The sequence below is a fragment of the Clostridium sp. AF29-8BH genome (assembly GCF_003478145.1).
GTDB classification, from domain to species: Bacteria; Bacillota; Clostridia; order Lachnospirales; family Lachnospiraceae; genus Otoolea; species Otoolea fessa.
In genome coordinates this window covers 37,830-53,194 of record NZ_QUEL01000001.1, presented here as the reverse complement: position 1 = coordinate 53,194, position 15,365 = coordinate 37,830, and the positions used below count along the sequence as shown (strand labels likewise).

Sequence of the window (15,365 nt, the reverse complement as noted above, 5' to 3'; positions counted from 1 at the left end):
TGTTCTCCTTCTCATTATAACCTATTTTGATTGATTTGACCAAAAAATTTCTAATAAAGATTCACATTCCGTCAAAAAAATTATTTATCTATTCTTCTACATTCTTCTTGAGAACTCCTAAGAGTACCGTCGAGATCGCCATGCCAACCACCAGTGCCAGCAGATAGAACAGCGGATTTCCCATGACTGGGAATACGAAGATTCCGCCATGCGGCGCCATCAGTGTGCAGTTAAATAACATGCTCATCGCTCCCGCAACACCCGAACCGACGATGCAGGCTGGAAGCACGTGTACCGGATCGGACGCTGCAAATGGAATCGCGCCCTCCGTGATAAATGCCAGACCCATGATGAAGTTGGTCGGTCCTGCCTCGCGCTCTTCCTTTGTAAATTTCTTCTTAAACAGCATTGTTGCCAGCGCAATCGCACACGGCGGTGTCATACCGCCAATCATAACAGCTGCCATCACATCGTAGTTGCCGGAGGCGATTGCCGCCGTACCAAATACATATGCCGCCTTGTTGAATGGACCGCCCATGTCGATCGCCATCATCGCCGCCAGCACAAAACCAAGAATCAGCTTACTCGAACCACCCATGCTGCTCAGACCATCGTTTAACGCCATATTGATCGCGCCCATGACCGGCTCTACGACGAAGCTCATAACCAGTCCGATGAGCAGGACGCCCACAACCGGGTAAATCAGGACCGGAGCAATCTTTTCCAGTGCCTCTGGAAGATTCTCGCACGCTTTCCGAAGCGCCAGAATCAGATATCCGGCAATAAAACCTGCCGCCAGGGCGCCAAGGAAACCTGATTTTCCCTGAGAAGCAATCATGCCGCCGACAAAACCGACTGCCAGCGCCGGGCGGTCTCCGATCGCCATCGCGATGAAACCAGCCAGAATCGGGAGCATAAAGCCAAATGCCACACCGCCGACATTTTTAAACCATGCCGCCAGCGGGGTAATCGTACCAAAGTTTACACGCTGGTCGAGCGGAAGTGCATTCATATCCACACTAAAACCATCAATCAGAAACGCAATCGCAATCAGGATGCCGCCGCCGACTACAAATGGGAGCATGTGGGAGACACCATTCATCAGCTGCGTGTAAATCTGGTGTCCGACACTGCCCGATTTGCCGCCAGAGGCTGCCTTTGCCGGGCTGCTGTTTCCAGATGATGCTGCGTGGTAAACCGGTACCTCCCCGGACGCCGCGCGCTCCAAAAGCTCCGGTGCCTTGCTGATACCGTCCGAAACCTGACATTCGATCACTCGTTTTCCGTCAAACCGATCCATCGGCACCTGTGCGTCCGCTGCCACGATGATGCAGTCCGCCGCCTCGATCTCCTGTGCCGTCAGCACATTTTTTGCTCCGGCTGAACCGCGCGTCTCAACTTTGATCTTCCAGCCCTTCGCGCGTGCCGCTTTTTCCAGGCCTTCGGCTGCCATGTAGGTGTGCGCGATACCGGTCGGACAGGAAGTAACCGCTAAGATCTTCGGTCCGGCTGTCTTTTCCGTCTCTGCACCCGCTTTTTTCGCCTGAATCTCCTGACCACCTGCTTGTGCGGCATTCTCTCCATTTGTATCTGCCGCTTCTTCGACGGAATCAGCCGCCAGTCTCTCATCGATGCCTGCCTGTTCTGCATCTGCCTTATCAATAATGGAAAGAAAGTCTTCCACCGAAGAAGCATTTCGCAGGGAATCTGAGAAATTCTCGTCCATCATGAGAACGGAAAGCTTGCTCAACACATCCAGATGTACGTTATCTTTTGTATTTGGCGCTGCAATCAGAAACAGCAGAGTGACCGGTTCGCCGTCCAGGGAGTCGAAATCCACGCCATTTTTGATGACCATCGCCGCCAGCCCCGGCTTTTTGACCGCATCACATTTTCCATGAGGAATTGCAATCCCCTCGCCGATACCGGTCGTGCTCTCTTCTTCTCTCGCATAAACCTGCTTGCGGAATGCCTCGACATCCGACAGCTTTCCGCTCGCCGCCATCAGCTCTACCGCCTTGTCCAGTGTCTCCGATTTGCTGGTGGGTGCCGCATCCAGCGATATACTTCTCGGATCCAGTAAATCAGTAATCTTCATATCTGTTGCCTCCCTATTTATGCCCGAATGTCAGGTATGCATTGCATATCCGGCAGTACATTCTGCCAGCTTCAAAAATGTCTGCATACAACCTCATCCGATTTTTGTGATTTTACAGGTCTCATACACTTTCTTTATCTCATCCTTCGTCGCCAGCTGCTCCGAAAAGGCGCTCGCGCTTCCAGCTGCCAGTCCCATGCGGAAGGCGTGTTCATAATCTCCGCTCTCCCCGTATCCGGCCAGGAAACCGGCTACCATCGAATCTCCGGCTCCGACACCATTTTTCAAGGTTCCCTTCGGTGCTTCCGCCGCATAGACGCTTCCATCCTCCGCCAGAAGAACCGCGCCCTTGCCTGCCATCGAAACCAGCACGTTGACCGCACCTTTTTCCTGCAGCTTCTTCGCATACGGAACAACTTCCTCCCGCTCCGAGAGCTTCACGCCGAAAATGTCTCCCAGTTCATGATTGTTCGGTTTGATTAAAAATGGATGGTGTCCCAGCACATTGAGCAGCAGATCCTTGGTCGCGTCCACAACAATCCGGACGTCCCTGCCATCCAGGCGCTCCATAATCTTCTGATAAATATCATCCGGCATCGACGCTGGAATACTTCCAGCCAGCACCAACGTATCATCCGCCCCCAGCCGGTCAAGCTGGTCATCAGCGCATCCACCGCTTCCCGCGGAATCCTCGGTCCCCGACCGTTGATCTCAGTCCCGTCGATGGATTTCAGCTTCAGGTTGATGCGGGAGACTCCCTCATCCAGGGAAATAAACTCGGCTTTCACGCCCAGCTGCTCCACTTCCTTCCGAACCTCCTCGCCGACAAACCCGGCAGTAAAGCCAAACGCCGTATTGGCAATTCCAAGGTTTTGAAGGACCGTCGAAACATTGATTCCCTTTCCGCCCGGAAGCAAAAGCTCCGAATCTGTCCGGTTGGTCAGTCCGAGCTTAAAATCGCTCACTGACACAATATATCTAACGATGGATTAAAGGTTACCGTATAAATCATAAGCCTTCATTCCTTTCTTATCTTGATTGATTCTGACTGTATTATAAAATCATTTTCATTCAAAATCAATCAAACTTATTCACAAACATGCTGCCTCTTTTTGGGTTATATTGCACAATTTTGATTTTTTATGATTGTTTTTGATTGATTGTTTCGTGTGAATTCCGGAGAAACGATTGCTGTCACTGATGGAATAGTGTTTCCAAAAACATCATTTTTACTCAGCTTCATCTCCTCTTCTAATCGTAAAATCCGCCTTTGTTGACAAGGATTTCCCCATTTGCTATAGTAAATGAAGAATTTTGTAATATCTTTGTAATATTTCCAAGATGTTTTTATATCAGAAAGGATATACGATATGAACGATTCCCCTTTGAAACCGGCTTCTTCCAGGCGCAAAAAAATGGATAAAACAATGATGGCGATCTATTTCCTGATCCTTTTTATTGTGGCCGGGGCGGCTCTGCTGGCATTTCTATGCCTCTCTAAACCTTCTGATAAGAAGAACAACGCCGGCTCTGATCCTTCCATCGCTTCTTCCAGCACCTTAAAAAACAGTCATCAGATCGGCACCGATGCTAAAAGTACGGCGAAAGCCAAAATCAAAGAAGAAAAGCCGGTCGATCCGTATGAAAATCTCGCGGTCGCCAATGTGGATGATGCGCTGAACCTGAGAGAAAAACCAGATACAGATGCCAAGGTACTCGGCACCTGCTTCCGCGGAGGCGGCGGTACCATTTTAAAACGCAAAAATGGCTGGACAAAAATCCGCTCCGGTGGGCTGGAGGGATGGCTCAAGGACGATTATCTTGTATTTGGCGATGATATCAAGCCGCTCGCCAAAGAGCTCGGTCTCTATATCGCTACCGTCAGCACACAGACACTCCATGTACGTGAGGAAGCCAGCACGGATTCTGCCATCGTCGGTCTGGCTGCCGCGGAAGACTACTATCCTGTACTGAGTCAGGAAACTGGATGGGTCAAAATCCAGCTTTCCGTTGACACCTCCGGTTACGTTTCTTCTGATTATGTCACAATCAGCGTTAAGCCAGGACGCGCAATCAGCATTGAGGCTGAGATGGCAGCGCTGGAGGCGGCACGGCAGGCTGCTGAAGAAGCTGAGCAGGCATCCAGAGCCGCCGAGGAGGCCCAGATTGCAGCCGCAAAATCGCAGGCAGAAGCAAACGCGGCTAAAGGTTCCTCCCAGACTTCGGGAAAATCTGGAAATTCTGGAAGCTCTTCGAAAAAGAGCACGGCTGCACCAGCCGCTAAATCATCCTACGTGATCTCCGCCTCCGAGAGCGACGTTTATCTGCTCTCCGCCTGCCTCACGATGGAAGCCAACGGCGGATCCTATGAAAGCTATCTGGCAGTCGGAAGTCTGATCGTCAACCGCGTCAAATCTGGCAAATGGGGCAAATCCATCTCCAGCGTCATCTACGCGGACGGACAGTTCCCAGGCGCGACCTCCGGCCTGCTTGACAAATATCTCGATAGAGGACCGTCCTCTACTGCCACCAAGGCGGCAAAGGCAGCGCTCGCCGGGGAAAATCAGATAGGCGACTACCTTTATTTTACCTCGACCAAATCAGCAAACTACGACAGCTACTCCAGCTATCAGGTGGTTGGTGGGAATTGTTTCTATAAAAAATAAAAGGCTAAAAAAGGCGGATTTAAACGCATTACATTAAACCTCATATACATTCCCATCGCCTTATGATATGATAATCATATCAGCCAAACATACAGACAGAGGACACCTACTGTCCATACCTTATTGATAGGTACTCTCGGAGTCTTTCCTGCAAATCATCTCACAACATTAAGCACAGAAAGCTTCCGGGAGCCATTGATTGCAAATGGAGGAAATTATGAGAAAATCAATTTATACCTTGATGGTTTCCACTCTCATCGCAGCCGCCAGCATGACCGCCTGCTCCAGCCAGCCGTCTGAAACAACCACGGCTGAAACAACTGCCGCTGAATCCACACAGGAAAACGATACATCAGCAGAAAGCAGCGATGCCAGCGAAACAACTACTGCCGGAGAAAAAGAAACCGCCCAGACAACGGATGCAGATTATGCAGAAGACGAGACTCTGAGCGAAAAAGAAATCACAGAACTTTACCGTGGTTTTGCCAGATCCCTTCAAAGCATCATCGCCAATAAAAATATGAACGATTTAGCCGAGCTGCTTGTCTATCCGTCCTACATCGGCATCGATGACGGGATTGTCGTAAATAACAGAACTGAATTTATGGCTCTCGACGCAGACAAGGTATTTACCGACGCGCTGATTGAGGCAGTCAAGACAGCCGATGTTTCTTCCACCGAACTGACCAAGGCAGGTTTCATCGTAGGCGATCCATCCGGTAAACCGGCAGTTACCTTTGGTCTGGACAAAGAGGGATCTATCGGTATCACAGGTATTAACTACTAATCAGATATAAAATAGTGAAAAAGAGCGCCGCAACACTCACAAACCGGCTTTCCATTTCTGGTAAAACCGCTCCATGAGTGCCGCAGCGCTCTTTTCTACGTTACAGCCAGACAACTGCATCCATCAATCCGGCTGACTGCTTCTTCTACATTATCCTTCAATCGCAATATATTTTTTCTGCTCGACTTCCGGTTTTGCTTCTTTCTTCGGAACAAAAATCTTCAAAATACCATGCTTAAATTCCGCCTTGATATCTTCCTCTGTTATATCATCACCGACATAGAAGCTTCTCGCACTGGAACCTGCGTAACGCTCTCTGCGGATGTAACGACCGGACTTTTTCTCCTTCTCGTCCTCATCCAGTCCCTTCGCAGCCTGAATCGTCAGATTACCATCTTCCAGGGAAATCGAAATCTCTTCTTTCTTAAATCCCGGCAGATCCATCTCCAGCTCATAGCCATCTTCCATTTCCTTGATATCGGTCTTCATCAGGTTCTGTCCATGGCGTCCATACAGCTTTTTCTCTATCTTCTGTCCGGCGTTATCATCATAAAACGGAAAATCATTAAAGAAATCATCAAACAAATTTTCTCCAAAAATACTCGGCATTAACATAAGTCATCTCTCCTTTTCTAACTTCATTTCATTATGTTTATTTACCAACATTTTCGGAACCGGGACGGTCTGGGAACTTTTCTTTTCTTCCTCTTCCTTCGTTCTGGCTATGTTATAGCACTTCTTATTAGCACTGTCAAGAGGCGAGTGCTAATTTTTTTGTGAAGAATTTGTGAACGCTACGAGCCATGCACATTTACGTGAAAGAGCCATCTTTCAAGCTTGCTTGATAAAGATGGCTCTTTCATGGAAATGTATAGGCGACAGCCCTACAGCGAGGGAAGTCTTTCCCGAGCTGTGCATGGCGTATGCCACTACTTCACAGGGATTTTTCACTTACTTTCGCACTCGATTTTCTTGATTTGACCACATTTTTACCACAAATTCTTGGAAAAATATATTCGTCTGATTTTCTTACCACATTTTACGACAACAACTTATGGTTTATACCACAGCAGGTACGGTTTCTGGCAGGTTCATTTTAGACATCTCATTCTCCACATGAGACTTATCTGAAATATGATTATAGACATTCATTGTGATCTGTGCATCTGAATGGCCCATCACATACTGCATAACTTTGGGATTGACATTGTTCTCACCCAATCTGGTACATCCCGTATGACGAAGGGTATGCGATGAAATAGGAGGCATCAACTCCGGCTCTCGCTTCTCTTCTTCTGCCAATTTGCTTTCTTTTTTATTATAGGCATTAACAATATTTTTCAGAAAGCTGTTCACTCCCGCTGGCATAATCGGACGTCCATGCTTTATATTAAAGATGAATCCACTGCGTCCACCTATCTCAACATTACTCTGTAAACCAAACATTAGGTTCAGTTCTCTCTGCTTACGGAACGCATCATATACCATCTGTGTCATAGGAATATTTCTGATTCCTGCATCCGTTTTGGTTTCTGAATCATGGAAACAATATCCGTCATCACCTTCATAATACACAAGCTGTCCACCTACATGGATCTCCCTGTTCTTCATATCCACATCTGACCAGGTTAAGCCGATGGTTTCACTCACTCTCAGGCAAGCCCCAAACATAACCTGCATCATTGGAAGATGAGGCTTATACACATTACTCTGTTCAACAAACTTCAAAAGTTTTTCCTGCTGTTCCAGTGTCAATGCTTCTTTCTCCTTTGCCGGAGCCCCATAATCTCCAAGTGTTCCTGTTACTGGATTCTTGCGGATAATCCCATCTTCCACTGTCAGTTCAAAACTGGGATTCAATAAGCCATAAAGACCTTTGATCGTACTGTGTGCCAGTCCTTCATCTGACAATGCAGAAAAGAACGTCCTTACGTGAGATGTCTTAAAATCCACAACACGTAGCAAAACTTAAATTCACTGCATTTTTCCTCTTTGGCAAAAGGAAAAGCACTGTAAAACCCATAATCCAACGGTTTTCAGTGCTTTTTTCATATTACATTATTGAATATCCCTCATTCTGCCTATATAAGTGAAACTTAGCGAAACTTAAATTAAATCTCTTTCAGACAATTCAATTTGGATATTCACCGACTGTAGATTATTTCTCAGTGCACCAGTTTCCAACTTACCGCCTGCTGCCTTGCATCCACAAATCTCTTATAAATACCTTCCTGTTTCATTAATTGCTCATGTGTTCCCTGCTGTGCAATTCTTCCTTTTTCAACAACCACAATCTGGTCTGCATGTCTGACTGTTTTTAATCTGTGGGCAATCATAATAATCGTTTTTTCCTTTGTAAGTGCATCTACTGCATCCATCAGCTCCTTTTCATTCTCCGGATCAACATTTGCCGTTGCTTCATCCAATATGACGATTGGCGCATCCTTCATAATCGCTCTGGCTATCGAAATACGCTGCTTCTCACCACCGGAAAGTGTGGCTCCTCCTTCTCCGATCACTGTGTCATATCCATTCGGAAGTTTGCTGATGAAATCATGACAACATGCTTTCTTCGCCGCTTCCACCACTTCCTCATGACTTGCATCCTGGCGTCCGAATTTAATATTATTCTCAATGGTGTCTGCAAACAAATACACCGACTGAAACACAAATGAGAAATTACTCATCAGACTGTTCATGCTGTAGTCTTTTACATTCACACCTCCAAGTGTCACTTCCCCGGAATCCACATCCCAGAACCTGGCAATCAGATTGCAAAGTGTTGATTTTCCTCCACCAGATGGTCCAACGATTGCTGTCGTCGTTTTCTGCGGAATAGAGAGCGATATATCATCAATGATCTTCCGTTTGTCATAAGAAAACGAAACATTAGAAAGTCTGATATCGTAATTTTCCGGCTGTATTTCTTTACCGTCGATATCCATGGTATCCAGCTCCAATATTGCATTTGCTTTATCTACACATACGCTTACCACATGTAAAAGAGATGAATAATTTCCTGCACATTCCAGACTGGCATAAAGCATAAATGCTGAAATTGTCATACCGATCGCATAAACCGCACTCATAGTTCCATTAATATAAAAATATGCACTGCAAGCCACGATCACAGCACCTGTAATTTTGGTTATCACACTTTGCAGAAAATGATAGGGCACAAACAGCATTTCCATCTTTGTATTGATCTTTTCACATGCTTCATTTGCATCATTTAATCTTTTCGCCTGTTTCCCAAGCAAGTTATATGATTTAACTTCTGATATTCCCTGCAGATACTCCATGATCTGGTTTACAAGCTCCATATCGCATACCACTTTTTGCTCTGAATCTTTTTTACCCGCATTCTGCATCACAGAATTGACCCCAAAGAAAATAAGTACTCCTGCTGCAGCTATCAGTCCAATTCTCCAGTCAAAAATAAACAGCATAAGAATGATCATTGATGTTTCCAGAATTCCCTGCATTGTCAGCATAACCACTCTCGCAGCCACATCGCCAAGTATTTCCATTGTATTGGTTGTAATGGAAGAAATTTCCCCGATACTATTGGAATTGAAATACCCCATCGGCAGATATCGCAGATGTTCTGCAATCTTGATTCTCATAAAAGCACTTGCATTATATCCTCCCTCTGTCTGAAGCACTGTAGAGTATCTCTTGCAGATTACGTCGACTACAATTGCAAGAACCATAATCGCAACGGAGCCTCCAATATATTTTCCTGTCGGTTTCCCACTCAGCAGACCAATCAGTATGTACATAATAGCCGGAATCTTCATTGCTGAGGCAAGAGCCTCTATGAGTCCGATCACTATCGACAGTTTAAATTTATTGCCATTTTCCCTGCCTGAAAAACGAAAGAATTTTGCCAGAATCCCAAACATATCATTCTCCCTCCTTCACCGTATCTTTTACAGAAATATGGGCATTCCACATTTCCTTATAAAGCGGGCATGACACCAGAAGTTCCTCATGTGTGCCATGTGCTGTTACATTTCCATCATTTACAACAAAGATCTGGTCACTGTCCTTAACAGTAGAAAGTCTGTGTGCTATTACGATCAGGGTCTTCCCTGCTACCAGTTTTGCGATAGAATTCTGCAGAATTGCCTCATTTTCCGGATCTGTGTAGGCAGTTGCCTCATCAAGGATCACGATCGGAGCATCCTTTAACATTGCTCTTGCAATGGAGATACGCTGCCTCTCACCACCTGACAGATGTCCTCCTGCACCTCCTACAACCGTATCAAATCCATTCTCCAACTGCATGATAAATTCATAGCATCCACTTTTCTTTGTCACCTCGATGATCTGTTCATCTGTAGCATCTGGATTTCCCTGTCTGATATTTTCACGGACTGTTTCATTAAACAGATAATTGTCCTGTGCAACATATGCAATTTTCCGATTAAAATCTGCAAATGCCAGTTCTTTGACATCAACTCCACCGATTTTGATGCTTCCGGAATCCACATCCCACAGGGACGCAATCAGCTTTGCGATGGTCGACTTGCCGCTTCCGGAAGGTCCTACGATTGCATTTACCGTTCCTGCTTTCAGCTCCATAGTTACTCCGTGCAGGATTTCTTTGTCGTGATAACCAAATCTGACATCTTCAAGAGTAACGGAGTTATCTTTTGGAACACTTTTACTTTTCTCTGGACGTTCAAGCTCCGGCTGTTCCAGAATTCCTGCCACTTCACCAACAATCACTCCGATCTTGCCAAGATCATCTGTATAGGAACCCACTGTGATCAACGGTCCAACGACTCCAAGTGATAAAATAATGCAGATGACAAAATCTGAAATCGCAAGTGTTCCATTAGCTACATAATGTGCCCCAAACGGCAATACCGTAAGAAGCGTATAAGGTGTGACCACCATCATCAGTCCATGAAAGATCGAGCACCGTTTCATCCAGGAAATAAAGGAATCTGCATAAGCCATAGCCGCCTTTGTAAATTTTGCATAAGAACTTTCTGTCTTTCCAAATGCCTTGATCACTTCGATTCCGTCAATATATTCCACTGCCGCATCATTCAGATCTTTTGTTGTCTGAACCGTTCTCTCGAAGCTTGGTTTATAATCCAGCATCATTCCAAAATAGGAAAGAAATCCCACTATAACCGGCACCAATGACCAGAGTGCCAGTCTCCAGTCTGTCAGGAAGAAATAAATCAAAATCACAATCGGTGCCAGCAGATTAGACGTGAATTCCGGGACAATATGCGCCAGTGTTGTCTCGATACTGTCGATTCTTTCCACCATAATATTTTTAAATGTACCGGAAGGTGTGTCTTTCACATAGCCAAGAGGTACCCGCGCCAGCTTGTCACAGCAGGATTTTCTTATATTTGCAAGTACTGCAAACGTTGCTTTATGTGACAATGCTGTCGAAAGTGAATGAAGCAGTTCTGCAATGATAAACGATAATACAATCAGAACCGCTTTTGCAAGATATATTTCAAACTCCTTTTCACCATTTAAAAACAGCTTTACTACATCTGCAATAATAAAATACGGCAAAATCTTAAAAATCACATTTCCTATTGCAAGTAACACACTCCACACATAGGCAATTCTTTTTTGTCCGGCCCACGTCAGGATCCAGCTGACTGCCGACTTCTTTTTTTCTTTCACATCTTTTCACTCCTTACGTTCGTTTTATTGTTTCGTTTTATTATTTTACCTTCTGTTAGTTCGAGCTAACCAACATATAATAAAATAGGTGGTCTACTGGCATCAACCACCTGATATTATTATCCTGTCTGAACTTTATTCAGAAATCCAGAACCTGCAACACACATAACCTATTCAGAATTCCTGCATCAGTTATACTGGAAATTCAATATTCCACAATCGTTCCCAGCCACCTGTATTAAATTCTTTCAGTTGATGTACATTTTTCTTTGCAGTCTCCCTGTCTATATCATGCTCAATGATCTGAAATACTGATGAAAAAAATCCCGTATAGATCATATGCATAAGGCTTTCCTCTACAATCGGTATTTTTACACCGTTCTCTTTCATCTTTTCCATATAATTCAGGCTGGACTTCATTTCCCGCTCTACCATATTGTGTATGAATAATTCAAATTTTCCACTGTCTCCGCATTTCAACAATAATCTGAAATTATCATAATGATCATAGATATAATCAACCATCTGCTCCATCCCATCACTGGATGTATCCGACATATTCCTTGTCTGATCACTGGCAGAAAGCTTTTCAAACTCCTCAACGATCTGGTCATAAATCTGATAAATATGTTCCATATAAGGATCCGTCAGTGCATCAAAAAGTGCCTCTTTCGTCGGATAATATTTGTAAAATGCGCCAGTAGTAAGTCCTGCATCTTTTACAATATTTCTTAAAGATGCTCCTGTCAAACCATCTTTCAGAAAATGTTTTCTGGCTGTATCTAATATGTTTTTCTGTGTATCTTCTGCTTTCGTCGACATTCTTTTCGTATCCTCTAAACTTCTTTTCAAAATATAACAGCGCTATATAACACTGTTATATTTTAACTCATTACAGGAATTTGTCAAGTCTTGGTGTTTCAATTTTTTATTTTCCTCGTGTATTCAGTTTCCACTCCGCAGATGCTTTCTGCAGTTTTACAAGTCTGTTCTATTCAGACAGATTTTCTGTTCCTCAGATCGTCGTTGCTCTGCTGAAGCGATTGATTCAGCTTCTGCGTTTCGGACAATTCGGTTGTCAGACACTGAATTCCTACGGTTGATTTCCGAACTTCTTCTCGCAATCTCTGCCTGTCGGACAAGATCGTCTGTTTCTCTTCTTCCAGCATCTGTATCTGCTTTTTCTGTGTCCGCATGAACTCTTTCGCTCTCTCGAAACTCTGCATTAGAAGATCTTTTTCTACTTTGAGCTTGATCGGTGATTCCTCCGGCAGCTGCGATGGCTGTGTCAAGTTCTCTGTAATAATTTGTAAGTTCTTCGGCTGCTCTGCTTTCTCTGATTTCAATATCTCTGGATTTTTTCCTATTTCTATCAAATTCATTCTCTAGTCCCTCCTTGCTGATATCCAGATGAAATGTTTTTGACAGATTGCTGTCTCTTACCTTCTTCCCATCCTGGTTCTGAAAAGTAATGTGCTTCCGTTTCTCTGTCCAATTTACATTCCATCCAAACTGTTTCATTTTTTCCTTAAACTTTTCTTTGCTGATACAATTTTCCAGTGCTTTTAACACTGCCATTGCACAATCCGCTACTAAGCTGTCTTTCACCTGCTGATGGAACAGGTTATATTTATCTTTGCTCCATGCAATGACTTCCCCTTTTTCAATCTGGCTTCTTATTCTTGAAATGGTGATTACTCATTACCGTAAAATTCTTAGTTCTCTCTACACGAAAAATCTGTGCCATTCTATCTCACTTCCTTTCCAGACAGAAAAAAACGCAAGCCACATTTCTATGACTCACGCCTTTCTCTGCACTTCATTATTAAATTGAAAATTTCTATTCTTCTTTCCTTTCTTCTGGTTTCTTCGATATTGCAGTTCGTTCATAAAGCATGGATTTTTTTCTTTCACGCAGTGTTCGCACTGACCAGTTTTCCTGCATACACATTGCAGCATAAAAATCTCTTTTTAACTCATCTTGTATTGGCAGAATCTCTACAAAATGCGACCAGGTCAATTGTTGCGACAATGTCGCAACTTTTTCGAAGTCAGGAAATTCCTGATAAAACTTAATCATTCTTGAAATTGATGTTTTATCAAATCCCGAACCATACTCCTGTTCCAGCCGTTTACTGACTTCTGCAACAACCTTTTTTCCATACTCAGGCTTATTATTTCCAGTTAACTCCACACTAAGTCTTTTTCCAATTCCCCAATTAAGAGAAATAATGGCATCATTCACAACTTTTTTACATTAGTTTTCTTTTCCCTGATTAACGCATTTATTTCATCATAAATATTATCAATATTATCTGCTATTAATATCTCTTTTTTCATTATCGATCCCCTTCTATAACTTGAAATGCCAAATTGGCATTTCAAAACTGTCCCAACTGCTTACTGTTATATTACCCTATTTTTCTCATTCTGCCTACTGCTTTTTCATGGTCACATATAATAATGAGGTCGCATTCCACGACCTCATCACCTTCATTTAAACATAAATCAATTCCTTGAGAATAATTTCTTCCGCAATCGCTCTGTGCTGATTAACAGCTCTTACCCAGGTCATCTGATCTGCTTCTTTATCCGGCAGTGGTTCTTTTTCTTCTAACTGCTTCAGAATTACCTTTTCCCATTCTCTGGCTGCCTTGTCCACTTCCAGAAGATGCTCTCCAATGGTGTCCTGCAGAAGCATCACCTGATAAGTTGAATTTCGATGGTTTTTCAGATAATCTCTGCGAAGAAAACCATACTTGCCAAGTTGCTCCATCTGTTCACCGGATTTATAGGTGAGATTCGGGATTAGATATCCATTTACATTTGTATACGTTAATTTCATTTTATTAGCACTCTCCATTTCTCATCTTTTTTTGACCACAAATTTACGACATTTACGACAAATCTGACACTGCTTTACAATACCAGACAAAATGGCTGATGCCCCGGAAAGCCTGTAAAACAGGCACTTCTAGGATACACAAGACAGAACAAAAATCGACTTCCATTATCAATAGGTGAGTGCTAATTATTTGTGAATATTTTGTGAAATTATCAATCCTTTTTCTCTCTATCGATACTGCCACACTAAAGAGGATAGGAGAATTCTTGCAAAGTGTTGTTAAAAAAGTAAATCTCTAATATTATTCTTATACTATTTCATAATCAAAACCGTCGCCAGAATACAGACGAATCCAATCAACTCTGCCGGTGTAAAAACGGAATTCAGCCAGACCGCTGACAGGCACGCCGCCGTCAGCGGTTCCAGGCAGGCAAGCACCGAAGCGCGCACCGGTCCCGTTAAAGAAACTCCCTTTAAAAAAAGAGTATACGCAACCGCACTTCCCAGTATCACAAGCACACCCAGATAAAATGCGGCATGACCGTCCAGCCCCGCCGGAACTTCCCAAATGCGGACGGCTCCCGATAAAAGCACGCCGCCGATAAACATTCCCGTCCCGGTTGCAGGAATACTTCCCCACTGCTTCACCGGATTTTTTGAAAGCAGGAAATACGCAGCTGCGCCGACACCTCCCATGATTCCCCAGAAAAGTCCCTTCGCCGTCAGTTCCATGCCGTCCAGTCTTCCTCCCGTCGCGATCAGCCAGACTCCAAAGAATGCCAGACAGATACAGAAAAACGTCCGTTTCGTGGGCAATGTACGTTCTGCCGCGCATACAAAGACCGCCACGAAGATAATCGATAAATTCTGCAGCACCGTCGCCGTTCCCGAATTGGTCCATTTGATTGCATTTAAGTACGCATACTGGGACAGCACCAATCCCAGAAACGAAAACAGCACCATCTGAGCCATCGCTTTCTTATCCTGAACCAGTGCCCGCACCGGCAATTTTCCCTTCGCAGCGGCAGCAAGCAGAAGAATCGTCCCCGCCCCCAGCATTCTAAGCGCCGTCACCCACGCCGCATCGATCGGGTAGGATGAAAACAGTGCCTCCCCGCATGTTCCCGAAAATCCCCAGCTAGTCGCGCCGATCATGCAGCAGAGAGCGCCGAGGCGGGCAGACGAAGAAGGAACTTCTGTGGAATTTGATGCCTGTTTTTCTGTGGCATGATTCGACTCCTTGATGTTCATTTGATTCTTTCCATCTCTATTCCTTTTTAACATCTTTCATTTCTCCACTATTCTTTT

The 15,365-nt window shown here is 44.4% G+C and carries 12 protein-coding genes and 1 pseudogene; 2 read left to right on the top strand and 11 right to left on the bottom strand.

Features of this window, described 5'->3' with window-relative positions:
- Positions 1–88: 88 nt before the first annotated feature.
- Positions 89–2,098 carry a PTS fructose transporter subunit IIABC gene (locus tag DWZ16_RS00220; protein ID WP_118467831.1) on the bottom strand — a complete coding sequence of 670 codons (2,010 nt, stop codon included), beginning with the start codon at positions 2,096–2,098 and terminating at the stop codon, positions 89–91.
- A 93-nt stretch (positions 2,099–2,191) separates the two neighbouring features.
- A pseudogene (gene pfkB, locus DWZ16_RS00215) lies at positions 2,192–3,110 on the bottom strand (1-phosphofructokinase).
- 403 nt (positions 3,111–3,513) lie between these two features.
- On the opposite strand from pfkB, the gene DWZ16_RS00210 reads away from it, so the two are divergent.
- The gene (locus DWZ16_RS00210) at positions 3,514–4,764 is read left to right on the top strand and encodes a cell wall hydrolase (protein ID WP_243017089.1); all 1,251 of its coding nucleotides are present in this window, start codon (positions 3,514–3,516) and stop codon (positions 4,762–4,764) included.
- A 217-nt stretch (positions 4,765–4,981) separates the two neighbouring features.
- A complete protein-coding gene (locus tag DWZ16_RS00205; protein WP_118293599.1) occupies positions 4,982–5,551 on the top strand; it encodes a hypothetical protein in 570 nt (189 codons plus the stop codon).
- A 150-nt stretch (positions 5,552–5,701) separates the two neighbouring features.
- Here DWZ16_RS00205 and DWZ16_RS00200 read toward each other — a convergent pair whose 3' ends face one another.
- From DWZ16_RS00200 to DWZ16_RS00155, 9 genes are all read right to left on the bottom strand, one after another.
- Positions 5,702–6,166, bottom strand: a complete 465-nt coding sequence (locus tag DWZ16_RS00200; RefSeq protein ID WP_118293600.1) for an Hsp20/alpha crystallin family protein — start codon at positions 6,164–6,166, stop codon at positions 5,702–5,704.
- Between the two features lie 444 nt (positions 6,167–6,610).
- The gene (locus DWZ16_RS00195; protein WP_243021872.1) at positions 6,611–7,462 is read right to left on the bottom strand and encodes a tyrosine-type recombinase/integrase; all 852 of its coding nucleotides are present in this window, start codon (positions 7,460–7,462) and stop codon (positions 6,611–6,613) included.
- Between the two features lie 254 nt (positions 7,463–7,716).
- Entirely contained in the window at positions 7,717–9,456 is a 1,740-nt protein-coding gene (locus DWZ16_RS00190) for an ABC transporter ATP-binding protein (protein ID WP_118467829.1), read from the bottom strand.
- A gap of 1 nt (position 9,457) precedes the next feature.
- Positions 9,458–11,212, bottom strand: coding sequence for an ABC transporter ATP-binding protein (locus DWZ16_RS00185; protein WP_118293602.1), 1,755 nt, complete (start codon positions 11,210–11,212; stop codon positions 9,458–9,460).
- A gap of 192 nt (positions 11,213–11,404) precedes the next feature.
- A complete protein-coding gene (locus DWZ16_RS00180) occupies positions 11,405–12,064 on the bottom strand; it encodes a TetR/AcrR family transcriptional regulator (RefSeq protein WP_233430187.1) in 660 nt (219 codons plus the stop codon).
- Positions 12,065–12,190: 126 nt separating this feature from the next.
- Positions 12,191–12,790, bottom strand: coding sequence for a hypothetical protein (locus DWZ16_RS00175; protein ID WP_182426629.1), 600 nt, complete (start codon positions 12,788–12,790; stop codon positions 12,191–12,193).
- A gap of 262 nt (positions 12,791–13,052) precedes the next feature.
- Positions 13,053–13,457 carry a DUF1016 N-terminal domain-containing protein gene (locus DWZ16_RS00165; RefSeq protein WP_118522068.1) on the bottom strand — a complete coding sequence of 135 codons (405 nt, stop codon included), beginning with the start codon at positions 13,455–13,457 and terminating at the stop codon, positions 13,053–13,055.
- A 252-nt stretch (positions 13,458–13,709) separates the two neighbouring features.
- On the bottom strand, positions 13,710–14,057 hold the full coding sequence (locus tag DWZ16_RS00160; protein ID WP_117796340.1) for a TnpV protein: 348 nt from the start codon (positions 14,055–14,057) through the stop codon (positions 13,710–13,712).
- Positions 14,058–14,369: 312 nt separating this feature from the next.
- Positions 14,370–15,341, bottom strand: a complete 972-nt coding sequence (locus DWZ16_RS00155) for a DMT family transporter (RefSeq protein ID WP_118522067.1) — start codon at positions 15,339–15,341, stop codon at positions 14,370–14,372.
- Between the last annotated feature and the right edge of the window lie 24 nt (positions 15,342–15,365).

Bases quoted from the DNA above. Each gene is read 5' to 3' on its own strand.
- DWZ16_RS00220 (WP_118467831.1), bottom strand. From the start codon at position 2,098: ATGAAGATTACTGATTTACTGGATCCGAGAAGTATATCGCTGGATGCG.
- DWZ16_RS00210 (WP_243017089.1), top strand. From the start codon at position 3,514: ATGGATAAAACAATGATGGCGATCTATTTCCTGATCCTTTTTATTGTG.
- DWZ16_RS00205 (WP_118293599.1), top strand. From the start codon at position 4,982: ATGAGAAAATCAATTTATACCTTGATGGTTTCCACTCTCATCGCAGCC.
- DWZ16_RS00200 (WP_118293600.1), bottom strand. From the start codon at position 6,166: ATGTTAATGCCGAGTATTTTTGGAGAAAATTTGTTTGATGATTTCTTT.
- DWZ16_RS00190 (WP_118467829.1), bottom strand. From the start codon at position 9,456: ATGTTTGGGATTCTGGCAAAATTCTTTCGTTTTTCAGGCAGGGAAAAT.
- DWZ16_RS00175 (WP_182426629.1), bottom strand. From the start codon at position 12,790: ATGGCAGTGTTAAAAGCACTGGAAAATTGTATCAGCAAAGAAAAGTTT.
- DWZ16_RS00160 (WP_117796340.1), bottom strand. From the start codon at position 14,057: ATGAAATTAACGTATACAAATGTAAATGGATATCTAATCCCGAATCTC.
- DWZ16_RS00155 (WP_118522067.1), bottom strand. From the start codon at position 15,341: ATGTTAAAAAGGAATAGAGATGGAAAGAATCAAATGAACATCAAGGAG.